At 43.3% G+C, this 26,430-nt stretch carries 19 protein-coding genes and 1 pseudogene; 16 read left to right on the top strand and 4 right to left on the bottom strand.

Annotated elements, in window-relative coordinates; all coding sequences use genetic code 11:
• Positions 1-118: 118 nt before the first annotated feature.
• Positions 119-832, bottom strand: a complete 714-nt coding sequence (locus tag AC5JPT_RS03125) for a DarT1-associated NADAR antitoxin family protein (protein ID WP_493857089.1) — start codon at positions 830-832, stop codon at positions 119-121.
• A 767-nt stretch (positions 833-1,599) separates the two neighbouring features.
• Between AC5JPT_RS03125 and AC5JPT_RS03120 the strand changes: the two genes are divergently transcribed.
• From AC5JPT_RS03120 to AC5JPT_RS03110, 3 genes are all read left to right on the top strand, one after another.
• Positions 1,600-2,865 (top strand): tyrosine-type recombinase/integrase, encoded by a 1,266-nt coding sequence (locus tag AC5JPT_RS03120; RefSeq protein WP_493857088.1) that lies wholly within the window; start codon positions 1,600-1,602, stop codon positions 2,863-2,865.
• Positions 2,866-3,111: 246 nt separating this feature from the next.
• Positions 3,112-5,892, top strand: coding sequence for a phosphoenolpyruvate carboxylase (gene ppc / locus AC5JPT_RS03115; protein ID WP_493857087.1), 2,781 nt, complete (start codon positions 3,112-3,114; stop codon positions 5,890-5,892).
• Between the two features lie 231 nt (positions 5,893-6,123).
• The gene (locus AC5JPT_RS03110) at positions 6,124-7,290 is read left to right on the top strand and encodes a TauD/TfdA family dioxygenase (protein WP_493857086.1); all 1,167 of its coding nucleotides are present in this window, start codon (positions 6,124-6,126) and stop codon (positions 7,288-7,290) included.
• A 60-nt stretch (positions 7,291-7,350) separates the two neighbouring features.
• Here the strand turns inward: AC5JPT_RS03110 and AC5JPT_RS03105 are convergent, their stop codons facing one another.
• The gene (locus AC5JPT_RS03105) at positions 7,351-8,490 is read right to left on the bottom strand and encodes an MFS transporter (protein WP_493857085.1); all 1,140 of its coding nucleotides are present in this window, start codon (positions 8,488-8,490) and stop codon (positions 7,351-7,353) included.
• A 193-nt stretch (positions 8,491-8,683) separates the two neighbouring features.
• Here AC5JPT_RS03105 and AC5JPT_RS03100 point away from each other — a divergent pair, with 193 nt between their 5' ends.
• The 5 genes from AC5JPT_RS03100 (at position 8,684) to AC5JPT_RS03080 (ending at position 14,634) form a co-directional block, all read left to right on the top strand.
• Positions 8,684-9,595, top strand: coding sequence for a LysR family transcriptional regulator (locus AC5JPT_RS03100; protein ID WP_493857084.1), 912 nt, complete (start codon positions 8,684-8,686; stop codon positions 9,593-9,595).
• 309 nt (positions 9,596-9,904) lie between these two features.
• The gene (locus AC5JPT_RS03095) at positions 9,905-10,444 is read left to right on the top strand and encodes a Csu type fimbrial protein (RefSeq protein ID WP_493857083.1); all 540 of its coding nucleotides are present in this window, start codon (positions 9,905-9,907) and stop codon (positions 10,442-10,444) included.
• Between the two features lie 5 nt (positions 10,445-10,449).
• Positions 10,450-11,208, top strand: a complete 759-nt coding sequence (locus AC5JPT_RS03090) for a fimbrial biogenesis chaperone (protein WP_493857082.1) — start codon at positions 10,450-10,452, stop codon at positions 11,206-11,208.
• A complete protein-coding gene (locus AC5JPT_RS03085; protein ID WP_493857081.1) occupies positions 11,159-13,618 on the top strand; it encodes a fimbria/pilus outer membrane usher protein in 2,460 nt (819 codons plus the stop codon). The genes AC5JPT_RS03090 and AC5JPT_RS03085 overlap by 50 nt, the downstream gene beginning before the upstream one ends.
• Positions 13,615-14,634: a Csu type fimbrial protein gene (locus AC5JPT_RS03080; protein WP_493857080.1), complete on the top strand. Its 1,020-nt coding sequence runs from the start codon at positions 13,615-13,617 to the stop codon at positions 14,632-14,634. The genes AC5JPT_RS03085 and AC5JPT_RS03080 overlap by 4 nt, the downstream gene beginning before the upstream one ends.
• Positions 14,635-14,637: 3 nt before the next feature.
• On the opposite strand, the gene AC5JPT_RS03075 is transcribed toward AC5JPT_RS03080, so the two are convergent.
• Positions 14,638-15,033, bottom strand: coding sequence for a hypothetical protein (locus AC5JPT_RS03075; protein ID WP_493857079.1), 396 nt, complete (start codon positions 15,031-15,033; stop codon positions 14,638-14,640).
• A gap of 340 nt (positions 15,034-15,373) precedes the next feature.
• Positions 15,374-16,360 (bottom strand): hypothetical protein, encoded by a 987-nt coding sequence (locus tag AC5JPT_RS03070; RefSeq protein WP_493857078.1) that lies wholly within the window; start codon positions 16,358-16,360, stop codon positions 15,374-15,376.
• A 237-nt stretch (positions 16,361-16,597) separates the two neighbouring features.
• Between AC5JPT_RS03070 and AC5JPT_RS03065 the strand changes: the two genes are divergently transcribed.
• The 8 genes and pseudogenes from AC5JPT_RS03065 to AC5JPT_RS03030 all read left to right on the top strand — a co-directional run bounded on the left by AC5JPT_RS03065 (position 16,598) and on the right by AC5JPT_RS03030 (position 26,245).
• Positions 16,598-17,629, top strand: coding sequence for a LysR family transcriptional regulator (locus tag AC5JPT_RS03065; RefSeq protein ID WP_493857077.1), 1,032 nt, complete (start codon positions 16,598-16,600; stop codon positions 17,627-17,629).
• 299 nt (positions 17,630-17,928) lie between these two features.
• A complete protein-coding gene (locus tag AC5JPT_RS03060; RefSeq protein ID WP_493857076.1) occupies positions 17,929-19,215 on the top strand; it encodes an NRAMP family divalent metal transporter in 1,287 nt (428 codons plus the stop codon).
• Between the two features lie 348 nt (positions 19,216-19,563).
• Complete coding sequence (prpB, locus tag AC5JPT_RS03055; protein ID WP_319051673.1) at positions 19,564-20,457, top strand: methylisocitrate lyase; 894 nt, start codon at positions 19,564-19,566, stop codon at positions 20,455-20,457.
• A 93-nt stretch (positions 20,458-20,550) separates the two neighbouring features.
• Complete coding sequence (locus tag AC5JPT_RS03050; RefSeq protein WP_493857075.1) at positions 20,551-21,210, top strand: DUF2059 domain-containing protein; 660 nt, start codon at positions 20,551-20,553, stop codon at positions 21,208-21,210.
• Between the two features lie 108 nt (positions 21,211-21,318).
• A complete protein-coding gene (gene prpC, locus AC5JPT_RS03045; RefSeq protein ID WP_493857074.1) occupies positions 21,319-22,446 on the top strand; it encodes a bifunctional 2-methylcitrate synthase/citrate synthase in 1,128 nt (375 codons plus the stop codon).
• A 281-nt stretch (positions 22,447-22,727) separates the two neighbouring features.
• Positions 22,728-25,385, top strand: a complete 2,658-nt coding sequence (acnD, locus tag AC5JPT_RS03040; RefSeq protein WP_493857073.1) for a Fe/S-dependent 2-methylisocitrate dehydratase AcnD — start codon at positions 22,728-22,730, stop codon at positions 25,383-25,385.
• Between the two features lie 231 nt (positions 25,386-25,616).
• A pseudogene (locus AC5JPT_RS03035) lies at positions 25,617-25,877 on the top strand (type II toxin-antitoxin system Phd/YefM family antitoxin); the annotation flags it as partial.
• Positions 25,878-25,984: 107 nt separating this feature from the next.
• A complete protein-coding gene (locus tag AC5JPT_RS03030) occupies positions 25,985-26,245 on the top strand; it encodes a Txe/YoeB family addiction module toxin (protein ID WP_493857072.1) in 261 nt (86 codons plus the stop codon).
• Positions 26,246-26,430: the final 185 nt, after the last annotated feature.

Here is a 26,430-nt window from a genome sequence, read left to right as displayed (position 1 = left end):
TCTTAATTTCGCAAATGACATTTTGCGGAATGATTCAGATCTGGATTAGCACTATTGTCTGCAACCCAACCTTTATTCAAAACTATTTATTATTCTCAATTGAGCGCTAGCCTAGCGCTTAAACCCAACCTTCTTCTAACAGGTGCTCGGTATTGCTAACTTTGAACTCATTGCATAAGTCATAAAACGCCATTGGATCTTCGATATTACCGAGCAGCTCACGTTTATTTAGTGCCACAAATAGAGCTAGTGCGTAGGCTGCATTATGAATAGATTTTGCAGGATTAAAAGTAATATCAGTAAAGGCTTGATATTGCATTACCTCTTCATGTAAATGAGGATTTTGCTTTAGTGCATTCACATATAGCCAATCATAAAACGTCGTCAATGGCTCTACGCCCCATTCCATACCGAAGTAGTCGTAACCAGTGAGCTCTCCTGATGTCATCAATCGCTCATCTTTTCTGGCTTGTCTGGGTGCTACAGTCAACAAGTCTTCATAAGGACCACCATCTTCAAACACCATACTGGCTTGAAAAGCATTTTCGACACTATACTGCTTGCCATCATACTCATTAGTGATTTGTAGGCTAAATGGACTCAGCGGAAAACTCAGTTTATTGCCCGATTTACTGGACAGCTCCAGCACTTGTTTAAACCCATATTTTTTACGAATGACTTGATGCAAGTCATTGATCGTTTTTTTCTTTTGTCTGGTAGCAAATCCCACATGCCGCTCAACTCTTACCATATCTGTTTTTACCAGATTGTCACTGTTGACTTTGGGCATGAATACAGGTTTATGTTCTATAGCGTTTTGTGTTGGTTCCATAGTAATTCACCTTAATATCAATAATCTTTTATAAGCGCTCTTTTATGCTCGACCTACTATATTCCTAACTAATCACTCTATGCTCTTGCTCAGATTTATCCGTTTTGGCTGATAGCTCTTGGTAATTTAATACCACTGCTTGGTCTGAAATAAAATATATCAAGTCAACGCTTGCGATGGCAGTTTATCTTATTCTTTGTCATTTATCCTACCCTATTTAAATATTATTGATATCTCCTATAGATTCGGTGTAAGTAATCCATAAAACACTCACTGCTATTTTTAGATTTCTGTAATCAATTATCTGTTACTTGTAGAACACATTCATTTTTAGGATAAAAGATACAAATATAGACCTCAAAATACGCTCTCCTACTTGCATAGAACCGTACTACCACCCTGTTTATTATATTCTATGCAAGTAGAAGGCTGCTTGTTTAGTAATTAATCGTCTGTAACGCTTACCAAATAAAGCGTTTAGCTTGTTATTTTATAAATTTATGTCTTTAAATAGCGGTTAAAATGCTCTATAACTCAACTTTTACGTAGTCTACTGAATATGTAGGTAAATATGGTACAATTATCCCCAAGTGAACTTTGGGGATAATTGTACGTTTCAGACCTTATAAAATAAGAGATTCTTTATTTTTAGAACAAATACCAGTGTCCATATTGGTGTCCAATGACTATTTGTACTTTTTTGGAGAATACTCTTCTTTGGTTATTAACCTTATGCAACTGCCCAATCAAATTTACGGATATACCTTATGGCTGTCGATCACATAAACGATATCAATAAGCTTGAATACCTAGACAAGGACTATTCAGTTAGTGTCTCAGGTGTGGCAGGCTTGAGCATTCGTGTCTATCCAAACGGCAAAAAAGAATACTACCTGCGTTACTCTCATCCGCATATCGAGGGCAAGCGCCCCAGAATGATGCTCGGTAAAGTCGAGGATATTGATTTATATGAGGTGAAGTACAAAGCCGAGACTATCCTCAACATGGTCGCCAAAGGCTCTGACCCTAAAGCTATTCAGCAAAAAGAACAAGTCAACAGATACACACACCTCAAAAATGCAACGTTTTCTGAGATTGCACAAGCATGGCGCGACCACAAGACAGCAGGTCGCCATCAAAATAAGTCTAAAAGATCCGCATTTAGTGACTCTACCCTCAAATTTTGGGATTTATGTCTAGGATATATGTGTAGCGAGATTGGTGATTTGAGAATGAACGATATCACCAGCGAGATGATACTGAGTGTATGTGAGTCAATTCAAAATAATAACAATCAAGCCACTTTTGTTGGTGCGAGCACTCGCTTGTATACTGAAAAAGTGTTTTCGTTTGCAGTGGCTCGAGGATTGTGCGATAGAAATGTGGCTATCGATACTCGCGGTGAGCTGGCTCCCGCCAATTCAGGCAATCACTTACCTGCTATTACTAAGCCAGACCAGTTTGCGACACTTCTAAAAGATATGTCTGAATTCAAAGGCGCAAGTAAAATCACACTAGAGGCTATGAACTTATTGCCTTATGTATTTGTACGTAGTATCGATCTGCGATCGATGCGCTGGAATGATATCGATTGGGATACTAATACATGGGCGTTCTCCCCGACCAAAGGCGAAGGACGCGATGATATGGTCTCGCACTTAGTTGTTCCCTTAGCCAAGCAAGTTATCGAGCGTCTACGAGATATCCAGTCAACCACAGGGCATAAGGAGTATGTGTTTGCTTCAATGCGTGGCTCAAGCAATGCTTATATCAGCAAAGCGACGTTGGTACAGGTTTTTCATCGGCTCGGATATAAAGACGTGCAATGTGCGCATGGATTTCGAGCATCAGCTAAAACCTTGCTTATGGAACAGCCTGAGCTACGCTATTCAGATATCGTCACAGAATTACAGCTGGGTCATCGTATCAAAGACACACATGGCGGGGCCTACAACAGACTTGATGAAATCGATACTAGGATACAGATGATGCAAGATTGGGCTGATTATATAGATGAGCTGCGAGGTAAATAAATTGCAAGACAATCCTAGAACGTAATTAGGACAAACTTGTACTAAAACCAGTTAGATATATGAAGAAAGTTAGAAACAAACTGAGCCAAACATAAGCAATAGTATGATAAGGGTCAACAAAACAAACAATTGACCATTAACATTAAGCAGGTCTCACCTATTTATGTTAAATTGCAAAAAACTATAGGATATTGCGCATAAGATAACCACAGTATTATATCCATTCATTTGAGAAGGAGTTTGAAGATGACGTTAGATAACAACGTATTACGTAAACGCACCAGCTTGTTGGGTTCATTATTAGGTGATGCTATTTCTCGCCAATCTGGTGAGCAGACGCTAGATACGATTGAGACGCTACGCAAAGGCTTTATTCAACAGCGCCGTGAGCCGAATGAGACACATAAACAGCAGCTTATCGATTTTATTGCTTCTTTGGACAATCAAACCTTAAAAAACGTCATACGCGGCTTTTCTATCTATTTTTTCCTAGCCAATCTAAGCGAAGAGAATTATTTGCGTGAGCAGCGTCATGCGCAGCGTATGCAGTCCGAGCAAAGCTGGGAAGGATCATTTCGTCGTACCTTACTTGAGTGTCGTGAGCGCAATATTGAGCCCGCTCAAATGCAAGAGCTCATTGATCAGCTGAAGTTTACACCTGTATTTACGGCGCATCCTACCGAAGCGCGTCGCCGTACAACGATGAATATCTTACAAAGTCTATTTACGCATAGCGACGCCCTAAACAACGTGTCTGAAAACAGCTTCGCCTACGAGCAAGCCAAAGAACAAACGGCGCAAACGATTGATCTATTATGGTCGTCTGACGAAGTACGTACCCGTAAGCCATTGGTATATGACGAGATTAATAACGGTCTGCATTACTTTAATGCCAGTTTGTTCAATGCCATTCCTAAAGTATATCGTAATATCAAAAAAGCCATTGTCGATATCTATCCAGAGCTCACAAACTATCCACTACCTGCATTTATGAGCTTTGGTTCATGGATTGGCGGTGATAGAGATGGCAATCCTTTTGTGACTTTTGAGACCACAGAACTTGCCGTACTGATGCATGCTGATACCGTGCTGCGTCACTATCAGGTGCTACTCAAAAAACTGCGCCGCCAGCTGATTCATAGTGACACTATTGTCACCGTTTCAGCTGAGGTATATGACAAGATTAAAAGCTATGATGAGCTCGATCAGCGGGTGTTTGACTATAACCTCGATGACTATAGTAATGAGCCATATCGTCGCCTGCTCTCTATAATCCTGACTAAAGTCAAAGCCACCAATCGCCGCATCCAAAGCAAAGGTACGGACAGTGAAGCCGAAAAAGATGCCTATGCCAATCCAGAAGAGTTATTAGAAGATCTGCGCATTATCCGTCAAAGTGTCAGTACACACGATATAGCACATAGCGATGGCTTATTGCTAGATATCATTCGTTTGGTCAAGACTTGCGGCTTTCATTTGGCAGCGCTGGATATCCGTCAAGAGTCGTCATACCATGGCGAAGTGATTGCAGATATCTTTGCCAGTGCTTCTAACCTGCCTGATTATCAAACGCTAAGCGAAACCGAACGTCAAGAGTGGTTGACGCGCTTGCTAGAAAAACCAGGCACGCCGCTTATCTATACTGACAACCTGACAGACAAAACTCGTGAACAATTGTCACTGATGAATTCGGTCGCTACTCTACGCAAACTGGTGGGACAGGCTACTTTTGGCAGCTATGTGATCTCGATGACCAATAATGCCAGCCAGCTGCTAGAGGTATTGCTGCTCATGCGGTTTGCAGGCTTATGCAGAATTGATGACGAAGGCCAGTTGTCTGCTGATTTGCCAGTTGCGCCGTTGTTCGAAACCATTGAAGATCTAAAAAATATCGATAAAATATTGCCTGCCGTGTTAGATAATCCACTGTATCGTGGCCTGCTACAGAATACGGATAATACACAAGAGATCATGCTGGGTTATTCAGACTCATCAAAAGATGGCGGAATCATTACCTCAGCATGGCAACTTTATAGTGCCCAGCAGACTATCAATAGTATTGCTGAAAAATACGACATCAAAACGCGGTTGTTCCATGGTCGTGGTGGTTCAGTCAGCCGTGGTGGTGGATCAACGCACAAAGCCATTGCCGCACAGCCAGCCGGCACGCTACATGGGCAGATTAAAGTGACTGAGCAAGGCGAAGTGCTCTATGCTAAGTATGCCAATACAGATACTGCTGTATTTGAGCTGACCATGGCCATCACGGGTACACTCAAAGCCTGCTCAACAAGGTTTGTGGTACAACCGACCGAGCTGCCAGAGTATGAAGCGCTGTTTACACGCTTAGCGGACGCGGGCGAGCAACGTTATCGCGAGCTGACGGATCACACCGAAGGGTTTTATCAGTTTTATTCAGAGGTGACGCCTGTACAAGAGATATCTCTATTAAATATTGGCTCACGTCCTGCCCACCGCAAAAAAGGCCTCCCAAGTAAAACTACCTTAAGAGCCATCCCTTGGGTATTTGGCTGGTCATTGGCACGCTTTACCCTACCTGCTTGGTACGGCGTCGGCAGTGCCCTAGATAGCGTTAAGGCTGACGAAGCATTGATGAAAGAGATGAACGCTAAATGGCCGTTCTTTAGTGTGTTTATGAGCAATATTGAGATGGCCTTTACCAAAGCCAATATGAATATTGCCGAGGCCTATAGCCAACTGTGTGACGATGAGCCGTTACGTGAGAAAATTATGAGCGAAGTCCTCGATGAACATAAACTAACCTATTCAGGATTGAACTCCTTACTTGAGCAAGACTCTTTATTGTCTAGCCAGCAAAATCTAGCCGCCTCCCTTCAGTGGCGAGATGCTTATCTAGACCCCATCAACTATATACAGATTGAGCTATTAAAGCGTGCCAGACAGCAAGATATTGTGAGCAGTGAAGATTCTGACGACATTAACGTAGAGGATCCATTAATCCGTAGTATTAATGCACTAGCAGCGGGTTTACGCAATACTGGTTAAGAGCCGTTTTGGGACAAATAAAACACTTACATTAATTGAGGCTTCGTTCGCGAAGCCTCAATTTTTTTTAAAACCCTTCAAAAAATAGCTCACCAAATATTAATCGCAGTTTAGTACTGCGTTGATTTGTATTGCCCATTAGATGATTCGTAATTCGGTGTTTGAATAACCGATCCTAACAAGATACCGTAAAATATATTTTTACTTCATGTATATGTAGGGTCTGCTCCAATGGAAACGCCTCAAGCAACACCATCTCTAGACATCGCCGTAGCAACTGACTATCAAATAGAATCCGTTGCGCTCATTGATCACGCCATTCAAATACGCTGGAATGATGGTATCGACAGTACGTATCACTATATCTGGCTGCGTGATAACTGCCCATCGGCTTTTCATCCGCACACTGGCGAGCGTAGCTTTGATTTACTGAGTGTCTCAAAAGATATCCATCCACTCTCTGTCTCTTTTGATGATACAACGCTGACGATTGAATGGTCAGAACAAGCGCATATCAGCCACTTTGAACAAAGCTGGTTACGTGAGTTCGGTTATTCTAGTGCGTTGGCCAAGGACCATAGCAGTCCTTACGAAAGTTGGGATGGCACGTTTATTGACCACATTCCGATGTATGACCAACAGAGCATCATGACCAGTGACAGCGCTTTATATGAGTGGATGAGTGCGCTGGATAAATATGGGCTTACTATCATTGATAATATGCCAGATGACTCTGATGCTGGTGTGCAGACCGCCATGCGAGTCGATTATCTTCGGCAGACCAATTTCGGTATGACATTCGATGTGATATCAGAAAGGTCACCGATCAATTTGGCTTATACCTCGCTCTCATTACCTTTGCATACCGATTTGCCAAATCAGGAATTGCCTCCAGGCTATCAATTTTTGCATTTTTTGAGCAATGAAAGTATAGGTGGCGAATCTACTTTTGTAGACGGATTAAAGGTGTTAGAAGGGTTACGAGAAGATCAGCCTGAGTATTTTCGCTTGCTTGCCGAGTATGCTATTCCCTTTCGTTTTCATGACACTGTCCATGATATCCGTGAGCACCACCCCGTCATCAATCTAGACAACTTTGGCAATATTATCGAAATCAAATACAACGCCCATCTTGCAGATGTTTTTGATTTACCAAGTGATGTTATGTACGACTACTATCTTGCTTATCGAGAGCTGATGGCTCGATTAAAGGACAGTCGCTATAAGATTGAGTTGAAATTAGCAGCGGGTCAAATGGTGGTTTTTGATAATCGCCGCGTCCTGCACGGTCGTAATGCATTTGATGAAAATGTTGGAGACCGTCGTCTCAAAGGCTGTTATGTTGACCGCTCAGAGTTTAAAAGCCGTTTACGAACGCTTAAAAAGCAACTGGCTTAATCAAGGATTATTAACCCTTTCCCTTTTTCTGCTTTATCTCTATAGCACTATAGAAATCTATCAAGCAAATTTACGACCTTTCACAAATAACACCACGCTGATGATAACGCTGAACACACTGCACATAATAAACACATTATGTGCGCCTCCCGGCATGTACTCCATAAATGAGGTAAAGAACTGACCAGAAAACACTGCCATCGTAAAGTAGGATAAGTTACGGCCGCGTACGTTAGCAGCACTTAGCTCTACCGTCATATGGTTCAACAGCGGAATACTGAAACCAAAGCCAATACCGATCAATAGCGCGCCTAATGTTAGTAGCAAGGTACTGGCTTGCGTAAAGCAAATGTATGACAATGCAAACGCTAAAAATGCCAATGCCAATACTTTTGGTTCATTCAACCATTTGATTATTTTTGGCATAAAGCCTGCGGTAACGACCGCTACCAAAGAAATAAAGGCCAGAAGTTGACCAATTTGTGATTCGTTATAGCTCAACTCATTCATGGTGATGGGCAGTAACACGGTCGATGTGAAAAAGATGGTCATCGCTAAAGTTGAGATAAGATACACATTTTTTATAAATAAGCCACTAATGATGGTTTTGCTATCGTCCTCATTAATCTGCTCATGGTTTACAGCAGTTGCATGATGCCGTGGTACAAACAGTAGTAGCATGGCTAAGAACACCCACGCAATCAAATAAATCGATAGCGGTAATGCCCAAAACTGTGAAGCCAGCAAGCCACCTAAAAACAAGAAGATGACCCCGCCCAGCTCAATGGACATCCCTTGCTTGGCAATCATTTTTAGACGCGCCTCACCCTGATACCACGTTGAGATTAGTACCGTACAGCTCGCCATGACGACTGCCGTTATACCGCCCAATAGAAACCGATTGCTAAACACCTGTGCTGGCCCATGTAGAAGATAAGCACTGGCGCCCGCAAGTCCGTATAAAAACAAACCAATCATCAAGAGTTTATACGCGCCATATTTATCGATTAACTTGCCAGCCAGTGGCGCAAATACCACCGCACCCAATGACGGCAAGGTAATTAATAGCACGCTGTTGTCGGTAATACCCAAACCTGCCGAAATGCTAACCAAGCCGGGTGCCAGTAACGTACCGACCATAATGGTCAAACTGGCAATACACAGTAAGGTTAAACTACCTGCGGTTTTTAATTGGTTCATATGTGTCCTTAGTCATTTCGATATCTATTACTGGTATAACTGTTCGGCTTAATAAATCATGCCGCAAGTATAGAATCTATCAATCCATAACAAAAACGATAATATATGATTGAATCCATACGAATAATGTATAGATAAAAATTAAGACTGAGCAAGATTTTGATGAAAGACATTAATAAAAGGAATTCATGATATGGATATAAAAACACTTAAAAGCTTTATGGCAGTGTCCATATATCAGAGCTTTTCGGAAGCGGCGCGTGAGCTGTATACTGTACAACCTGCTATCAGTCGTCATATTTCATCATTAGAGACCGAATTGGGTGTTGTTCTGTTTAATCGTACTTCTCGTGAGGTAACTATCACGCCCGCTGGCGAGCAGCTGCTAAAAGACGCTGCCACTATTTTGACTTTGTTAGAACAAGCTAAGACACAAGTCAAGCATGCCCATGATGGACAAGTCGGCACACTCAATATTGCGCATCTAAGCTCGGCCTGCCTAACCTTTATGGCTAAACTGGTACGCAGTTATAAAGAAAAATTTCCGCATGTGCATGTGTCATTGTTTGAGATGACGGTGACCGAACAAATAGAAGCATTCAACAATGACCGCATCGATATTGCTTTTTCAAGACCATTGCCAAGCGCCATTGCCGATGACTTTATCAGCCACAGTATTTATGTCGACAAGTTGGTAGCAATTGTGAACCAAAGCTATGCGTTAGCCGATCAGACAACCATTGATTTAGCGCAACTAAAAAACGATAAATTTATTATTTTTAATCGTGATGAAGCGGTTGGTCTCTTTGATGAGATCATCACACTGTGTAAGCAGGCTGGGTTTTCACCCAATATCATTAGCCAACCAAAACACATGCAAACTTTGGTGACTGAAGTGGCTGCAAGCTTAGGGGTAGCGATTGCGCCCTATTGTGTACGCAAGCTTTATAGTGAAAGGTGTCACTTTATGACACTAAACAACGTCAGCACACACATACCCGTGCATATCCAATACAAGCAGTCCAATAACAGTGCGACAGTTGCCACTTTCGTCGCGGTAGCGTTGAGCGCAACAGATGACATACAAAAGAGCATGATGTATTAAACCAAAAAAATCCTCATCTCTGTGTACAGCAGATAAATAAGATGTGACATCAAGCGTATACCAAATCGTAATGATCATTAGCCAATAGCTTAGTGATAACTGGCAATGATCAAAGCACTATATATTTGCCGTGCAATCAAACAAAAGTTGTGCAATAATAAATTAGATATATTTGTTTTATGGTTTCTGTAGGCATCCTTAATAATTACTCTATTCACTAAACTGGTCACTGAAGGTGCTGAGCAGGTACATATAAAAACGCTACGTTGTATTGATAAACGCTCGAAATAATAATTTTGGAGAATAATCATGTCATCGAAAAAAAACCTAATTACTACCGCTTTTCTTGCTATTAGTAGCTTAGCAGCCGTTTCTACTGCTCAGGCCGCGACTGCAACAGGCACCTTTGATGTTAAGCTAACAATCACTTCTTTTTGTTCTGTCGCCTCCACAACAGGCAATCAAGATATCAATTTTGGTACTTATGTGGCCAATACAGCGATAGTAGATATTGCTGAACAATCATCTGCCAATGACATCTCCGTAACCTGCTCTAAGAACACGCCTTATATCGTGAACTTAACACCATCCAATAACGATACATCAGGCGCTGGTGTTATGACAGGACCTGATAGCGCCACGATTGGTTATCAGTTGACGCAGACAGCAGGTGGTTCTGCTTGGGGCAATACTGGAAACCTAACTGACGATGGCAATGGCGTCTCTGGTATCGGTAATGGATTGGCGATTGCGGCCGACAGCTATAAGGTCTATGCCAAAGTGACTTCTACAACAGACGTTGAGCCTGGTGTTTACTCTGACACTGTCGCTGTCAATGTGACCTACTGACAACCATGTTAGGTCACAGGTTACGACACATTGCGATATGTGGATTCTTTGGAACACTTATATATAGTAGTGGCGCAAGCGCGAGCGGACTACAAGTATCTCCTATCTCCCTTTCGCTACAGAGTCACCAAAATGCCGACGGTTTGACATTGATGAATACAGGTCATGATAAGGTCAGTGCACAAATACGCGTGTATCACTGGACACAAGATAGTACGGGTGATCAATTACAGCTATCACGTGGGCTACTTGCCAGCCCGCCGATGCTATCACTTAACCCTAGTGAACAGCAGCTTGTTCGTATTATCAAAACCAATACGCAAATAAACAAGGACGCAGGCGTAGAAGATGCCTATCGTTTATTGATCAATGAGCTGCCCATCGACACGACCAATAAAAAATCTGGGATACAGTTTGTTTTAAGTTACTCTGTGCCTGTGTTTATTCAGCCCAAATCTATAGAGAAACCTCAGCCGATATTACAGTGGCAGATGCAGAGACAGCCTAGTACCAAGCAGATAACTCTGCAGGTGAGCAATAGTGGTAATGCTCATGCCCAGCTCGCAGCACTAAGTTTTGTAGACAAGCGTAACAACCATACTGTTCTTGCCAGAGGGTTATTAGGTTACGTATTACCAGGTGCCACCATGACATGGGTGTTCGAGCTACCACCCACCGTACTCACCGCGGGTGGTCAATTTGAGGTGCTTATGAATGGAGATAAAATCATACCCGACATCACGCTATCAGGTATTGATCACTAACTTGGTGTTAGGCATCACTGTCACATCTAGTGTCCATGCTGCTGATTCGCTAGTAGATCAGGCTGATCAGCAAAGACTGGCAAAACTTGGTCTAAGCGATCATAGCGATTCATATATAAAGGACGTACGTGCAGAGTTAGGTTCAAACGACCCGGACGAAGGTCTTGATTTATATCTAGAAGTGACGTTGAATGGCTCGAATGTCGGCTTGGTTCATTTCATTCATCATGATGAGCAGTTATGGGCAAGCGCCAATGTATTACGGCACATTGGTTTTTTGCTGCCCCCTAGCACAGTGACACCGCTCTCACTAAGTGATATCCCTGGACTGAGTATCGATTATAATGCTCGCTTGCAAACCCTAACCCTTATAGCGCCCATCGATGCTCTGGACATAGAACCAGCGGTATATCGCACTTATCGCCCTAAACACTCAACGGCTCATACATCGCCTGGCGTCTTGTTGAACTATTCGCTATATGGCACATACGGTGATGATAGTACCCATAGCCTCAATGCTTATACAGAGATGCGAGCATTCAATCAACTTGGGGTACTAAAAAACACAGCAATCACGGCAGCACAAAGTCATGCTCAAGATGGTTGGCACCATCGTACGGTACGCTTAGATACCAGCTGGCGTCAGTCATTTCCTGATAGTCTGTTGAGTATTCAAGCAGGTGATATGCTGACCAGTGCATTATCATGGACGCGCCCCACACGTCTAGGTGGTCTACAGGTCGGTAGCAATTTTGCACTGCAACCTTATAAGACAACCACACCGCTACCGTCATTTTTTGGTAAAGCGACGCTGCCGTCGGCAGTAGAACTCTATGTCAATGGACTTAAGCAGTTTGATACCAACGTGCCTGCAGGTCCCTTTGAGCTGACCACCGTGCCAAGCTTTGAGGGTGCAGGTATGGCACAATTGGTTGTAACTGATGCCCTAGGTCAAAACCAAACGCTCGATTTTCCTTTATATAACACACATCGATTATTGCAATCAGGGTTATCAGACTGGTCATTTGAAGTAGGCGCTGTCCGTAAAGATTACGGTATTGAGTCCTTTCATTATGCTAAAGACATCGCCGCTAGTGGTACGTGGCGTTACGGTCTAAACAACCGATTCACTGCAGAAACTCACATAGAAGCGACCAAAAATCTCAAAAATGCAGGTATGGGCGGCACATGGCTATTAGGACGTACCGGTGGGGTTTTGTTTGTATCGCTAGCGGGTAGCCAGGATATAGACGCTGATGGTATGCAATATAGTGCAAACTATTCGTGGAGTAACCGTCGTATCAATATAGGAGTCGGGATTACTGGTACACAGGGTAACTATCGCGACATTGCTGCCAAATACGGATCCACCCCTATTCATAGAAGCGAGCAGATATCAGCAGGTTATAATACCCAATATGCAGGAAGCTTTGGTATTGGCTACAATAAAGTCACGTACGATCAGCAGGACTCAATAAAACTTGCGCGTGCCTACTGGAGCAAAAACATAGGCCAGCGTATACGGCTAATTGCCAACCTGAACCACGACTTTCACAATGCTGATAGCAGTGTACTCATTGGTGCCTCTATATCACTGGGTCAACAGCGCGCAGCAAGTAGCAGTTTGCAACAGCAAGGGCAGCAATCTTTGTTGGTCGCTGATGTGGTACAAGCGGCACCCAATATTGGCGGTATGGGCTGGCGCGCGCAATCTCGCTATAGTGCGGACCGTCATGACATACTAGCGGAATTGAACCATCTTGGACGCTATGGACAATTGAAAGCAGGTATAACCTTAAATGAGGATCATCATTCTTTGTATGGCGGTGCGTCAGGTGCTCTGGTTATGATGGGCGGCGGGCTATTTGCATCAAAGAGTATCAATAGTAGCTTTGCCGTTGTCTCTACAAGCGGTGTGGCTGATGTGCCAATCCTATTGCAGAACAGTCCAATTGGCAGAACCAATGATAAAGGATTATTGCTACTATCCCCGCTCAATGCCTATCAGGATAACAAAATAAGCATCAATCCTATGGATTTGCCTGCCAACATGAGAGTCGATCAAGTCAGTATGAAAGCAACGCCAGCAGAACAAGTGGGCATGATAGTAAATATAGACATGACACCAGTGAATGCAGCATCTGTTATTCTACAAGATGGTACAGGTACCCACTTACCCTTAGGTAGTCAGGTAAAGGTAATATCGAATAAAACTGTAAATAATGTAGATACATTAGATGCTTTCGTGGGCTTTGATGGTGAGGTATATCTAGATATATTGGCTGAAAAAAACGTACTACACGTCACTACACCTGACGGCAATACTTGCCAAGTACGCTTTGATTATCAGCATCAGGACAATAACATTCCGCTTATTGGTCCGATTACTTGCGAAAAGGAACAGCCATGAAATCGGTATATCAATGGTGTTATTGGGTTGTGCTACTGATGGGCTGCTGTCTACCGGCTCGCCATGCCAATGCTATTTTGACAGCAGACTGTAACGCAAGTGTCAGCCCTAGCCTTATTACTATAAGTACAGCGCTCACACCCAGCAACGCTGACGATGCCAGTATCAATGCAACGCTAAACTACACCTGTAAGAATACTGACCTGCTGCTTAGTATGAAGGTATCTGTTTGCCTATCAGCTGATGGTGGTGACAATAACCCAAGTGTGATATCGCCACGATTTTTGAAGAACACCATTAATAACTCTCGCCTAGCCTTTAATATGACGTTACCAGGAGAGCGAATATGGGGCAATACGCCTGGTTCAGTCTACAAATCGGTCGTACATACCATTGCCCCCAGAGGTAGTATCTCAGTCGATGTGCCAATCAAGCTGTCTTTATTACCAAGCTATAGTAATAACCTTGCCACACAAGGCACATATATCAACAATTTTAACACCAGTGGTACTGCTATTACTTATTCGGATACCTTAGCGCTATTATCTACCCCTAACTGTATTACCGACATTGGCAAGGAAACAAAACCATTACTATTTAGCGCTCAGGCAACAGTAGTGCCTAGCTGCCTTATCAATGCAACCTCTGATATCAATTTGGGCAATCAAATGGCCAATCAGACCACTATCGTCGGCAGTAATAATGATGCTATCGACATAACTTGTACAAATGCAGCGCCCTACTATATCGGGCTGGCACCATCGAACGGTGATACAGCTGGCGCTGGTGTGATGAGTGGTACTGATAGCAATACAGACAAGGTACCTTATCAGTTACGCCGTACTGCAGGTCCTAGTGGTGCCATATGGGGTAACGTAGCAAACGCGACTGGCAATGGCGTCACTGGTAGTGGGACCGGTACGAGCACTTCTCAGACAGTATACGTCACTGTCCCGAGTACGGATTTTATGCCCGATCAGTACACCGATACGGTAACCATCACCATCAATTACTGACATTCAATACTCACTATCACGATATAAGGTCTTATCCGCTTCTGTTCTAAAACCTTCTGTGCTAACCGTAGGCGCGATACTATGTGGATTGGACTGCGTATGTGGATTGGACTGCGCCTGTATGATTTCCTCTTCTTCACGGAACAGTATGTTTTGAGCTTCTTGTTTAAACTCATTATAGTTAATAATGGTGTCTGATTCTCTAACATCAGTTATGACATGGCTGACTTGGATATCTGGGTTCTGTATGTGTTCTGGGCTAGAAAGCAAAGAGTGCTCATGGCTAATGGTTAAACCAGTTCCCGAATTTGAGGTTTGAGAGATAGTTGATGAGATACGATAAGAGACAAATGCGGTCACTACTACAAAAATAAGAAAGACGCTGACTATGGTAAACACAGTGCTTCGTCGTTTATTGGTATTTGTAGGAGACAACATGCTGGTAGGTCGATTTATACCTTTACTACCTGAATTCTCTAAGCTGTCCATAAGTAAGTACCAAATCAGTCCATATGATTGACGGTTTGCTAATCGCCTTATATGTATAATAATATGGTATTTTTGTTACATTACAATGTCTTTTGGTACCAATGCGCAAAATTAGATGACCGATGGCACTAAAGTGTCAGTTTTTTACAGCGTTTTTAATAAATCTAGAAAATAGCGGTTAGATGGTGTCAGCTGCTAGATAGAATGTTATGGGATGATGATAGATGCCAACACGATACTACATACTGAATTAATCGTTGGTCTCGCGATATAATGTGGTCTGTGACTCTTCCCTGAAATCCTCATAAGTGATGGCTGCCTCGGCCTCTGAGGTAGTTACATCGCTGGCAATCTCTTCCTCTACCTCATCGCTCATAGGTATTTTAGGTATGTTTTGTACATCGTCATCTGGAGTGCTTTGCTGTATAACTGGTACTAGTGCGTCATCGTCAGAGCTAGGTTCTGTGGTAGGTTGGTTATCAGCGTTAACAGTAGTTGAATCAAGGTTTGTAGCTGCCGTATCGGTTGTAGTAGGTGCTGCTTCTGCGCTGTTGTCGAGACTACGATCAGCCTCAGATGTAGAGGTTGATAATACACCTGTGAATATGAGTGTGAGCACTATTATAGCGATCAGTAATGAGCCAAAAATCATACCAATGATGATAGGTTTTTTATTACTTGTGGTCGTACTCTGTGAGGGTGCTGTCTCTGCGATATGTGGTTCTGATGATGTGCCTTCAGTATCCGAATCTTCATCAGTAAAAGAAGTATCTGTCTCCTCATTATCGTCTACATACTGATCGTCCAAGCCAGTATCGAGGCGCTGGGTTTCCGTATAATTATTCTTGCTCAGAGTGTTGCTTTTAAGAGTACCACTAAGCGCATCTGTACTCGGTCGACTGATCTGGGACAGTGCGTTTTGATTTGAAAAATCAAAGGTAGCGTTTGTTGTTTTGATATCTACTGGTTCTAAAACTTGCGCTTGATCGCTATTGTCTTCTTCAAAGAGTAGTAGCTCTGTTGCACTCAAAGGCTCAAAAGCAGGTAGCTTATTTGCCGTGTTCAGTGGTTTTAACTTATCTGTGTTACTTATGTTTTCGTCATCTTCAGTGCTCTTAACACGGCTAATAAAACGCTCATAGATATCGTTTTTGGTACGCTTACGCGACTTTTCTTGCACCAGTTTGGCCAACTCTTCATCAAAGTCAGTACCGATGTTTTTTTTGTCGTCGCTCATAGAATAACACCAAGCCAGTTTATTCAACTGACAGTAAATGATTGCTAAGATGAATGATAATTTTCTTGCTAAAATGTAACAGCACCATTAGTTCTCAATATAGTTGCTCACACTCCTATCTTCAAGCACAATTTGTTCGATATCACTAATATTTATGCGTATCATCTCAAATGATTGCATACACACCTATTCAGACAACACCTAATGAAGACTATATATCATGATAGGCTCAATAATATGGATTTAAAACAGCTTAATGCCTTTATTGCGGTCGCAGATTTACGTAGCTTTAGTGCTGCTGCGACAAAAACAGGGCTGTCGCAGCCAAGTTTGAGCCGTCTACTTAAGCAGCTAGAAACCGATATCGGTGTGGTGCTGATTGATCGCTACCATAGACCTCTGCATCTGACTGAAGCGGGCAGTTTCTTTTACGATAAGATAAGCACCATACTGACAGAAATCGAGACCGTGACCAGTATGACCCAGCGCTTGTCCGCGCCAAGTACTGCGCTCAACATTGGGTTTGTGCCCTCGGTGCTATATGGTCTACTACCCGAAATCATCGCCAAGCTAAAACAGTCTGACCCTGATATCGAGGTTAATCTAAAAGATATTAGCTCATATCAGCAAATGGAGGCGCTCAAGTCTGGTGATATTGACGTGGGTTTTGGGCGTTTTGCGCATCAAGACCCTTGGATTCAGCAAATACTACTGCGTCATGAGCGCTATGTGGTCGCACTACCCAAATCGCATCCTCTTGCCTATGTAGATGAGCAGCGGTTGATAGATCTGGCAAACAACCGCTTGATTTTATACCATCAAACGCACTTACCGATAGCAGCCACAGTAACGCCTTCGGCGCACGCTCGTAGTTATTCAGACAACACCCAGTTAGATGAACCAATCAGAGCTGATGCTGGCGAGCAACTTGCATCTAATAAGCCGATCACTGAACCTTTACTACATTTATTTGCACAGTACGGCATATCTCCGTATATGACGACGACGGTAAGTGACTTGCAAGTAGCACTAGGTTTGGTCGCGGCCGGAGAAGGTATTACTTTGGTACCTGCCAGCCTAAAAACCGTACGTACCGAACAAATAAGCTATCAACGTTTGGTACACGAAAATGTCACCTCCCCTATCTACTTACATACCCTCAAAGACTTTGTCCACCCAAGTATCTCTAATTTATTGAGCGCCATCTATCAAGTATACGAGCAGCGAGGTATTACGTACCGACCGCAAAAGTTTGTCTCTCAAGCTTAAATGAGCAGATATCGGATAGATATTGTGTTATAAAGAACCGCTAAAAAATAATCACTCACTAATGCTTGATATTAGCGAGTGATTATGCTAACCAAAAAGAATGGCAATGCAAACAAATAGTAATAACTATCACTATTAATAAATAGAATAATCATTCTCCTGAAGCGTATTGGTGTGCTAAAGTCGATACAAGATTAATCGTTATAGAGAAAACAACTCATAAATCGATTGTCTACTGATCATTGGCAAGCTGACACAGGTAAGTGATAATTTGCCGTTTTAAACATTTAGAGGTATTCATGACCACACAACCACTCAATAACCCAAGTACCACTGACGATACGGTCACAGCACAGCAAGAAGGCTTTAGTTGGCGCATCTTTGGTCCAGGTATTTTAATGGCGACCGCTGCAATCGGTGGATCGCATCTGATTTCGTCAACACAGGCTGGTGCCATATATGGCTGGCAGCTTGCGATCATGATTGTTTTGGCCAACGTTTTTAAGTATCCGTTTTTTCGCTTTGCAACGGATTATGTCTACGATACTGGTGAGAGCTTAATTGCAGGCTACGCCAAACGCTCAAAGCTATATCTATGGGTGTATTTTATTCTCTCTATCCTATCAGCGGTCATTAGCACTGGTGCGGTCTCACTGATTGCGGCAGTAATTTTGGGCTTTATGCTACCCGCCTCCCTTGGACTATCGACGATGGCGTTGTCTCTCATCATCGTTGCGGTCTCTTGGTTCTTTTTGATAGCCGGTCACTATAAGCTACTTGATGGCGTCACTAAGTGGATTATGATTGCGCTTACGACAGCGACCATCGCAGCGGTTATCATTGCTGCTGGCAAGCCAACCGTGATGGCAGTAGATTTTGTTGCCGCCTCTCCTTGGAATTTGGCGACATTAGGCTTTATTGTGGCGCTGATGGGCTGGATGCCAGCACCGCTTGAATTTGCAGCGATCACTTCTATGTGGACTTCTGCCAAGGTGAAAGCAGATCACACGACACACAGCCAAGGCTTGTTAGATTTTAATGTGGGTTATGCGGTTTCAGCGGTTTTGGCGTTGTTTTTCTTATCATTAGGTGTATTTGTCCAGTATGGCTCAGGGCAAGAGATTGAATTGGTTGGCGGCGCGTATATCAACCAGCTGATTAATATGTATACCGCAACTATTGGTGAATGGTCGAGACTACTGGTGGCCTTTGTCGCCTTTATGTGTATGTTCGGCACGACTATTACCTGTGCTGATGGTTATGGACGCGCCAACGCTGAGTGCTGGCGTTTGCTTAAAGGCGAGAGTGAGATCAATAAAAAGCAGATCGCTTTTTGGACGACTTATGCTATCGGTGGCGGGCTTGTGATTATCACGTTCTTTACCGGACAATTAGGCGCTATGCTTAAGTTTGCCATGATATCGGCATTTGTCTCTGCACCTATCTTTGGTTGGTTGAATTATTCACTGGTCAAAAAACATAAGAAACTATCAGCAGGTATGAATGCACTATCTATCGCAGGTTTGATATTCTTGGCAGGTTTTGCATTGTTGTTCTTAGCAAACCTAGCAGGTCTATTCTCTTAAACTAAGATTTATAGTCTGGCTCAAACAAAAGCCCTAATAGCTTAGCTATTAGGGCTTTTTTGATGGTTAACTCTCAACAAAAGAGAAAATATAGGTCTAGTAATTGTAACTAAATGTAAAATATGGATTATTATCTAATACGGTTATTTGAGCAATATGAATACTTATTCTAATGGAACATCAATATAAACATAATGCTATTCGTATTATGAATACTGTTAAATATTTTAATATATATTTTTATTTTAGATAATTAATAATTCTATTAGCGAGCTTTTTAGAGGTCAATAATTGGGTATAATTAGTCACAACAACGATAATACTTTCTCTATCTGCAAGGATACTAGCATGACAACTTCTTCAGCAGGCGCGCGCTTTCGCAGTGCTCTCACTCAAAAAAATGACAATAATCAACCATTACAAATCGCAGGTGCTATCAACGCTTATACAGCGATGATGGCCACCCAAGTCGGTCATCAAGCGCTGTATCTCTCTGGTGCTGGCGTGGCCAATGCTTCATTTGGTCTACCTGATCTTGGTATGACCAGTCTCGATAATGTATTAGAAGATGCTCGCCGTATCACTGACGCAGTCGATACACCGCTGCTGGTAGATATCGATACAGGCTTTGGTGGCGCGTTTAACATCGCTCAAACGATTAGAAAAATGGAAAAAGCAGGCGTCGCTGCTGTACATATCGAAGACCAAGTCGCTCAAAAGCGCTGTGGCCATCGTCCTAACAAAGAAATCGTCAGCATCTCAGAGATGGTAGATCGTCTAAAAGCAGCATTAGATGCCAAAACTGACCCTGATTTTGTAGTGATGGCTCGTACTGACGCCTTATCGGTAGAAGGGTTGGATGCTGCGGTTGAACGTGCTGTTGCGTTCCAAGAAGCGGGTGCAGATATGATTTTTGCAGAAGCGCTAACCGATATCGAGATGTATCATAAGTTTACTGATGTATTGGACATTCCTGTACTGGCCAACATGACAGAGTTTGGTCAGACAGATCTATACACCACTGATCAGTTGTATAGTGTGGGCGTCGAGATGGTGCTGTATCCGCTATCAGCCTTCCGCGCCATGAACAAAGCGGCACTGAACGTCTATCAGCATCTACTCAATGATGGCACACAAGACAAAGTCGTCGATACCATGCAGACTCGCATGGAGCTTTATGACTTCTTAAATTATCATGAGTTTGAGCAGACATTAGACAAGCTATTTGCTAGTAACAAGTAACTAGCGATTGGTTGTTATTAACGCTGCGAAGATAAACTACCTCTGGGTGTTTTATCTTCTTAAAATTCGTATTCATTTACCTTTAGGTTATTTATGTCATTGCTTACTTCTCATACTGCTTTTAGAGCGTTACTACTCAGTAGTACGCTGGCGGCACTGCTACTCATAACTGGCTGTGATAACACGCCAGAAACCGTCGATAACGTTGACACAACTACCAGTGAAGCAACCGATACTGCTGCGACCCAAGTTGTGCCATCAGATGCTGTCTCTCAAGACGACTTGGTCATGACGACAATTACGTTAGATACCGTTAACAGTCTACTGTTTGCGCCAATTATCAATAGTGGTGCGCTCAGTGAAGAGCAAGTCAGCTGCCTTGAATCGCGTAATAAGGACTTGGGTAAAGCCGAAGTTGATAGCTTTTATAGAGGTCAATTCACCGATGCAGAGTTAAAAGAGCTAGATAGCTTTTATACGTCGGACGTTGGCAAAAAGCTGCTTGCTTTTGGCAATGAGCAATTGCGCGTCATGAATGGCGAAGAAGTCGCAACCCCAATGGCTGACCCCACTCCAGAAGAAATGACTGAAATCCAGACATTTATGGAGTCGCCACTGGGTGTCAAGTATATGGAAATCAATAATGCAGAAGGCGAAGGCAGCGCGATGGAGGTCTTGAACGGCCCTATTGAAGCTGAGTTTAAGCGTTGTAATGTCGACTTAGACGGTCCACAGCCTGAACAGCCTGCATAACGCTCAACTGGCGCTATAGTCAGTCATTAACCAATAAATTTCTCATCAGAAACATCGTTAGATATACTGTTTTCACCCAAAAAAGCTACCCACAAAAGGAATGTAAACATGGCAGCACAAAAAGAACTTTCAGGCGCAGGTCTACGCGGACAAGTCGCTGGTAAAACCTCTCTATCTACCGTCGGCAAATCAGGCTCTGGTCTGACCTATCGCGGCTATGACGTATCAGAGCTAGCCGACAAGTGTATTTTTGAAGAAGTGGCGTACCTGCTGCTATACGGTAACTTGCCTACGCAAAGCGAGCTTGATGCCTATCAAGCCAAGCTAAAAAAACTACGCGGGCTACCACAAGCATTAAAAGATGTGCTTGAGCGCATTCCAAGCGACGCGCATCCAATGGATGTGCTACGTACTGGTTGCTCGATGCTCGGTAACCTTGAAACTGAGACTGACTTTGCTCAGCAAAATGATCAAACTGACCGTATGCTGGCAGCGTTCCCGTCGATTATCAACTATTGGTATCGTTTTAGCCATGATAATGTGCGTATCGAGACTGATACAGATGATGCCACTATTGGCGGTCATTTCTTGCATTTGCTCAAAGGCGAAAAGCCAAATGAGCTACACGAAAAAGTCATGAACGTCTCGCTTATCTTATATGCAGAGCATGAGTTCAATGCGTCGACTTTTACTGCTCGTGTCTGTGCTTCAACTCTATCTGATATCCACTCTTGCATTACTGGTGCCATCGGCTCATTACGTGGTCCATTGCATGGCGGCGCGAATGAAGCGGCTATGGATATGATTGAAGGTTTTAGCTCACCTGATGAAGCTGAAGAAGAGATGATGGGCATGCTGGCTCGTAAAGACAAAATCATGGGCTTTGGTCATGCAATTTATAGCGAATCAGATCCACGTAACGTGGTGATTAAAGGCTGGGCTGAAAAACTGGCTGCTGACGTCGGTGATGAAGTGTTATACCCAGTATCGGTTCGCTGTGAAGAAGTGATGTGGCGCGAGAAAAAACTGTTCTGTAATGCTGATTTTTTCCATGCATCTGCCTATCACTTTATGGGCATCCCAACCAAACTGTTCACACCTATCTTTGTCTGCTCACGCTTGACTGGTTGGGCTGCTCACGTGTTTGAGCAACGTGCTAATAACCGTATCATTCGCCCAAGTGCAGAGTATACGGGTGAAGATCTGCGTCCAGTGCCAGATATGAGTGCGCGCTAAGGTATTTAGTGTTAAATGCTTATTATTAGGCAGCTTATTGAGTAACGTTATCAGCGAGCAATAGTGCTGGCTGATAACGATATGATGATTGAGTCTTGTTGACTGTTTAGGCTTAATCATCATATGCCTATTACTCTTTATATAAACCATACCTTTCTATTTTTTAATATCACTTCTTTAGCAAAGCCTACGCAAACGATGTTTTTGCTAAAGGAATGACTTTTTACCTGATATTAACGCTCAACTATTTATGAAAATTAGCCAACAGCCAAAGGTGACTTATGGACAACGCCCTCGTACAACCCATGAACGATGAATTCAAAAAACCACTTCCCGATACTGACCTTTACTACTTTGACACCCGTGAAGCGGTCGAGCGTATCGAAGAAGGTGCTTATGACAAGCTACCATTCTGCTCAAAAGTATTGTGTGAAAATTTAGTACGCCGTTGCCCACCAGAAGAGTTAACCGATGCCCTAAAACAGCATATCGAGGGTAAGCAAGATTTAGACTTTCCTTGGTACCCTGCCCGCGTAGTCTGTCATGATATCTTGGGTCAGACGGCCTTTGTTGATTTGGCAGGCTTGCGTGACGCCATCGCTGAGCAAGGTGGTGATCCGTCTAAAGTAAACCCTATTGTGCCAACTCAGCTTATTGTTGATCATTCTTTGGCCGTTGAGCATGCAGGCTTTGAAGAAGATGCGTTTGAGAAAAACCGTGCGATTGAAGAGCGCCGCAACGATGACCGTTTTCACTTTATTAACTGGTGTCAGTATGCTTTTGACAATGTAAACGTCGTACCGCCTGGCAACGGCATCATGCATCAGATCAACCTAGAGAAAATGTCACCTGTCGTACAGGTTGTGCACAATAAAGCAGGTGAAGAAGTCGCGTTTGCCGATACGCTAGTTGGTACTGATAGTCACACGCCGATGGTCGACGCCCTAGGTGTGATCTCAATCGGTGTCGGCGGTCTAGAAGCTGAAAGCGTCATGCTAGGCAACCCATCATATATGCGTCTGCCTGATTATGTTGGTGTTAAATTAACAGGCAAATTACAAAAAGGCATTACCGGTACGGATTTGGTACTGGCGATGACTGAATTCTTACGTGATGCAGGTGTGGTCTCTACTTATATTGAGTTCTTTGGTGAAGGTGCCCGTCAGCTGACCGTTGGTGACCGTGCCTCAATCTCTAATATGACACCTGAATATGGTGCCACTGCCGCGATGTTCTATATCGATGAGCAAACCACTGACTATCTACGACTGACTGGTCGCAGTGAAGAACAAATAAAATTGGTTGAACAGTATGCCAAGCAGACAGGTCTATGGGCTGACGGCATGGAAAAAGCCGAGTACGCACGTGTGCTTGAGTTTGATTTGTCGTCAGTAGGTCGTAATATGGCAGGCCCGTCGCGTCCACATGCCCGCGTATCAACTGATGATTTGGTTGCCAAAGGTATCGCCCACGCGCCCGATCAAAAACTACCAGAGCCAAAAGATGGTCTAATGCCAGATGGCGCAGTGATTATCGCTGCGATCACCAGCTGTACCAACACTTCAAACCCACGCAACATGGTTGCCGCAGGCTTAGTTGCTCGTAACGCCAATGCCAAAGGATTATTACGTAAGCCTTGGGTGAAGTCATCCTTAGCACCTGGCTCAAAAACGGTCAAAATGTACCTAGAAGAAGCAGGTCTGATGCCAGAATTGCAAGAAATCGGCTTTGATGTGGTTGGCTTTGCTTGTACGACGTGTAACGGTATGAGCGGTGCGCTAGACCCTGATATCGAAAAAGAAATCATTGATAATGATTTATTTACCACGGCAGTGCTGTCGGGTAACCGTAACTTTGATGGTCGTATTCATCCATACGCTAAGCAAGCATTCTTAGCGTCACCGCCACTGGTCATTGCGTATGCTATCGCAGGTAACATTCGTTTTGATATTGAAAAAGATGTACTGGGTCAAGATATGGATGGCAATGACGTCTATCTAAAAGACATCTGGTTCGATGATGATGAGGTCGATGCCATCGTTGCGGCGGCTGTTAAGCCTGAGCAGTTCAATTCTGTATATATTCCTATGTTTGATGAAGCCAAAAAAGACACGGGCAAGGCATTAAGCCCACTATACGACTGGCGCGAAATGACCACTTATATCCGCCGTCCGCCGTACTGGGAAGGCAAAATGGCTAAGAAAAACAAACTGACAGGCCTACGTCCACTTGCTGTCCTAGGTGATAATATTACAACCGATCATATGTCACCATCAAACGCTATTCTTGGTACGTCCGCTGCTGGCGAGTACTTGGATACCATGGGCTTGCCTGCTGAGGACTACAACTCATATGCGACTCATCGCGGCGACCATTTAACCGCACAGCGCGCCACCTTTGCCAACCCCAAGCTATTGAATGAGATGGTACGTGATGAAGATGGCGAGGTTGTCCAAGGTTCACTGGCTCGCGTAGAGCCAGAAGGTCAAGTCATGCGCATGTGGGAAGCGATTGAGACATACATGAACCGTGAGCAGCCACTTATCATCATCGCAGGTGATGGCTATGGTCAAGGCTCAAGTCGTGATTGGGCTGCAAAAGGGGTGCGTCTCGCTGGCGTAGAAGCCGTCGTTGCTGAAGATTTTGAGCGTATTCATCGCCAAAACTTAGTTGGCATGGGCGCGCTGCCTTTACAGTTCGAAGAAGGTACGACTCGCCATACGCTAAATATCGATGGTACGGAAACCTTTGATGTCACAGGTGAAGTCTCTGCTGGCGGGTTGATGACTCTAGTAATCCATCGTGCCGATGGTAGTACCACTGAGACGCCGATTATCTGCCGCTTAGATACGGCTGATGAAGTCAAAATGTACAACGCAGGCGGTATGCTACAGCGCTTTGCTAAAGAATTCATCGAAGGTACGCTTGATATCGTCTAAGGCTATCCTGTAAGTTTTAGCGTGATAAGCAGTAAAGTATAGAAGTCGCCGATGTTGTATAACCTGTTTATATGACATCGGCTTTTATTTGCTTTTTCTTTCTATACACTGAGTTTTGTCACTTGCTCCTAAGTACTAGATAGTAGGTAAATATTGAGTTTACTTAACCAATGACGTAATATGTACTATATATTGTACAAGTTATGCAAAATATCATGAAAGGAGTAAGCCATGAGAGTCGTTAGTTTTTCAGAAGCCAGAAAGCACTTAAAGTCCGTCCTAGACACGGTAAATGATGATGCCAACGCCACTATCGTAACCCGCCGTGACGCTGATGATGCCGTTGTGATGTCGCTTGATTATTACAACAGCCTGATGGAAACCGTCTATCTGCTAAAATCTCCTGCCAATGCAGCGCACTTAGCGGACTCTATTGCCCAATATAAAGCTGGCAAGACTGTTACGCGTGAGCTAATTGATACGGCAGAAGATAGTGATAAAAGTAATGGTAGCAGCGATGACAATGAGCATACGGATAGCGACATTGAAAATGCTTGAACTCAAAGACTGTAATCCATCCAAAGGCAAAGGGTCTAACAATGAGTGAACAACTAGCATGGACAGATGCTGCGTGGAAAGACTATCTATACTGGCAAACGCAAGACAAAAAAACACTCAAACGCATTAACAAACTCATCACCGAATGTAAGCGTAATCCGTTTGAAGGCATTGGCAAGCCTGAACCCCTAAAAGAAAACCTATCCGGACTTTGGTCAAGACGCATCGATGACGTTAATCGGTTGGTATATACCGTCGATGATAACTATCTGACGATTATCTCTTGTCGCTATCATTATTAACCCAGCAAATAATAAACCAAGTAAAAAATAGCCTTATAGATAGATAACGCATTTTACTGCTTATATTTTACTCAACATTTATCAATATTTTATGCATAATAACGCTTCTATTTATTATCACCATTTGTTGAGGATCTTATGGGGTGGTTCAAATTTTTTAATTCATAGAACTCAGCTGACTACGT

Source organism: Psychrobacter sp. H26, assembly GCF_059073035.1.
Note: the sequence above shows the minus strand (reverse complement) of the source record. Positions and strands in the feature narration are given on the sequence as shown.

Coding starts and splice junctions, on each gene's coding strand:
- AC5JPT_RS03125 (WP_493857089.1), bottom strand. CDS start 832: ATGGAACCAACACAAAACGCTATAGAACATAAACCTGTATTCATGCCC.
- AC5JPT_RS03120 (WP_493857088.1), top strand. CDS start 1,600: ATGGCTGTCGATCACATAAACGATATCAATAAGCTTGAATACCTAGAC.
- ppc (WP_493857087.1), top strand. CDS start 3,112: ATGACGTTAGATAACAACGTATTACGTAAACGCACCAGCTTGTTGGGT.
- AC5JPT_RS03110 (WP_493857086.1), top strand. CDS start 6,124: ATGGAAACGCCTCAAGCAACACCATCTCTAGACATCGCCGTAGCAACT.
- AC5JPT_RS03105 (WP_493857085.1), bottom strand. CDS start 8,490: ATGAACCAATTAAAAACCGCAGGTAGTTTAACCTTACTGTGTATTGCC.
- AC5JPT_RS03100 (WP_493857084.1), top strand. CDS start 8,684: ATGGATATAAAAACACTTAAAAGCTTTATGGCAGTGTCCATATATCAG.
- AC5JPT_RS03095 (WP_493857083.1), top strand. CDS start 9,905: ATGTCATCGAAAAAAAACCTAATTACTACCGCTTTTCTTGCTATTAGT.
- AC5JPT_RS03090 (WP_493857082.1), top strand. CDS start 10,450: ATGTTAGGTCACAGGTTACGACACATTGCGATATGTGGATTCTTTGGA.
- AC5JPT_RS03085 (WP_493857081.1), top strand. CDS start 11,159: ATGGAGATAAAATCATACCCGACATCACGCTATCAGGTATTGATCACT.
- AC5JPT_RS03080 (WP_493857080.1), top strand. CDS start 13,615: ATGAAATCGGTATATCAATGGTGTTATTGGGTTGTGCTACTGATGGGC.
- AC5JPT_RS03070 (WP_493857078.1), bottom strand. CDS start 16,360: ATGAGCGACGACAAAAAAAACATCGGTACTGACTTTGATGAAGAGTTG.
- AC5JPT_RS03065 (WP_493857077.1), top strand. CDS start 16,598: ATGGATTTAAAACAGCTTAATGCCTTTATTGCGGTCGCAGATTTACGT.
- AC5JPT_RS03060 (WP_493857076.1), top strand. CDS start 17,929: ATGACCACACAACCACTCAATAACCCAAGTACCACTGACGATACGGTC.
- prpB (WP_319051673.1), top strand. CDS start 19,564: ATGACAACTTCTTCAGCAGGCGCGCGCTTTCGCAGTGCTCTCACTCAA.
- AC5JPT_RS03050 (WP_493857075.1), top strand. CDS start 20,551: ATGTCATTGCTTACTTCTCATACTGCTTTTAGAGCGTTACTACTCAGT.
- prpC (WP_493857074.1), top strand. CDS start 21,319: ATGGCAGCACAAAAAGAACTTTCAGGCGCAGGTCTACGCGGACAAGTC.
- acnD (WP_493857073.1), top strand. CDS start 22,728: ATGGACAACGCCCTCGTACAACCCATGAACGATGAATTCAAAAAACCA.
- AC5JPT_RS03030 (WP_493857072.1), top strand. CDS start 25,985: ATGAGTGAACAACTAGCATGGACAGATGCTGCGTGGAAAGACTATCTA.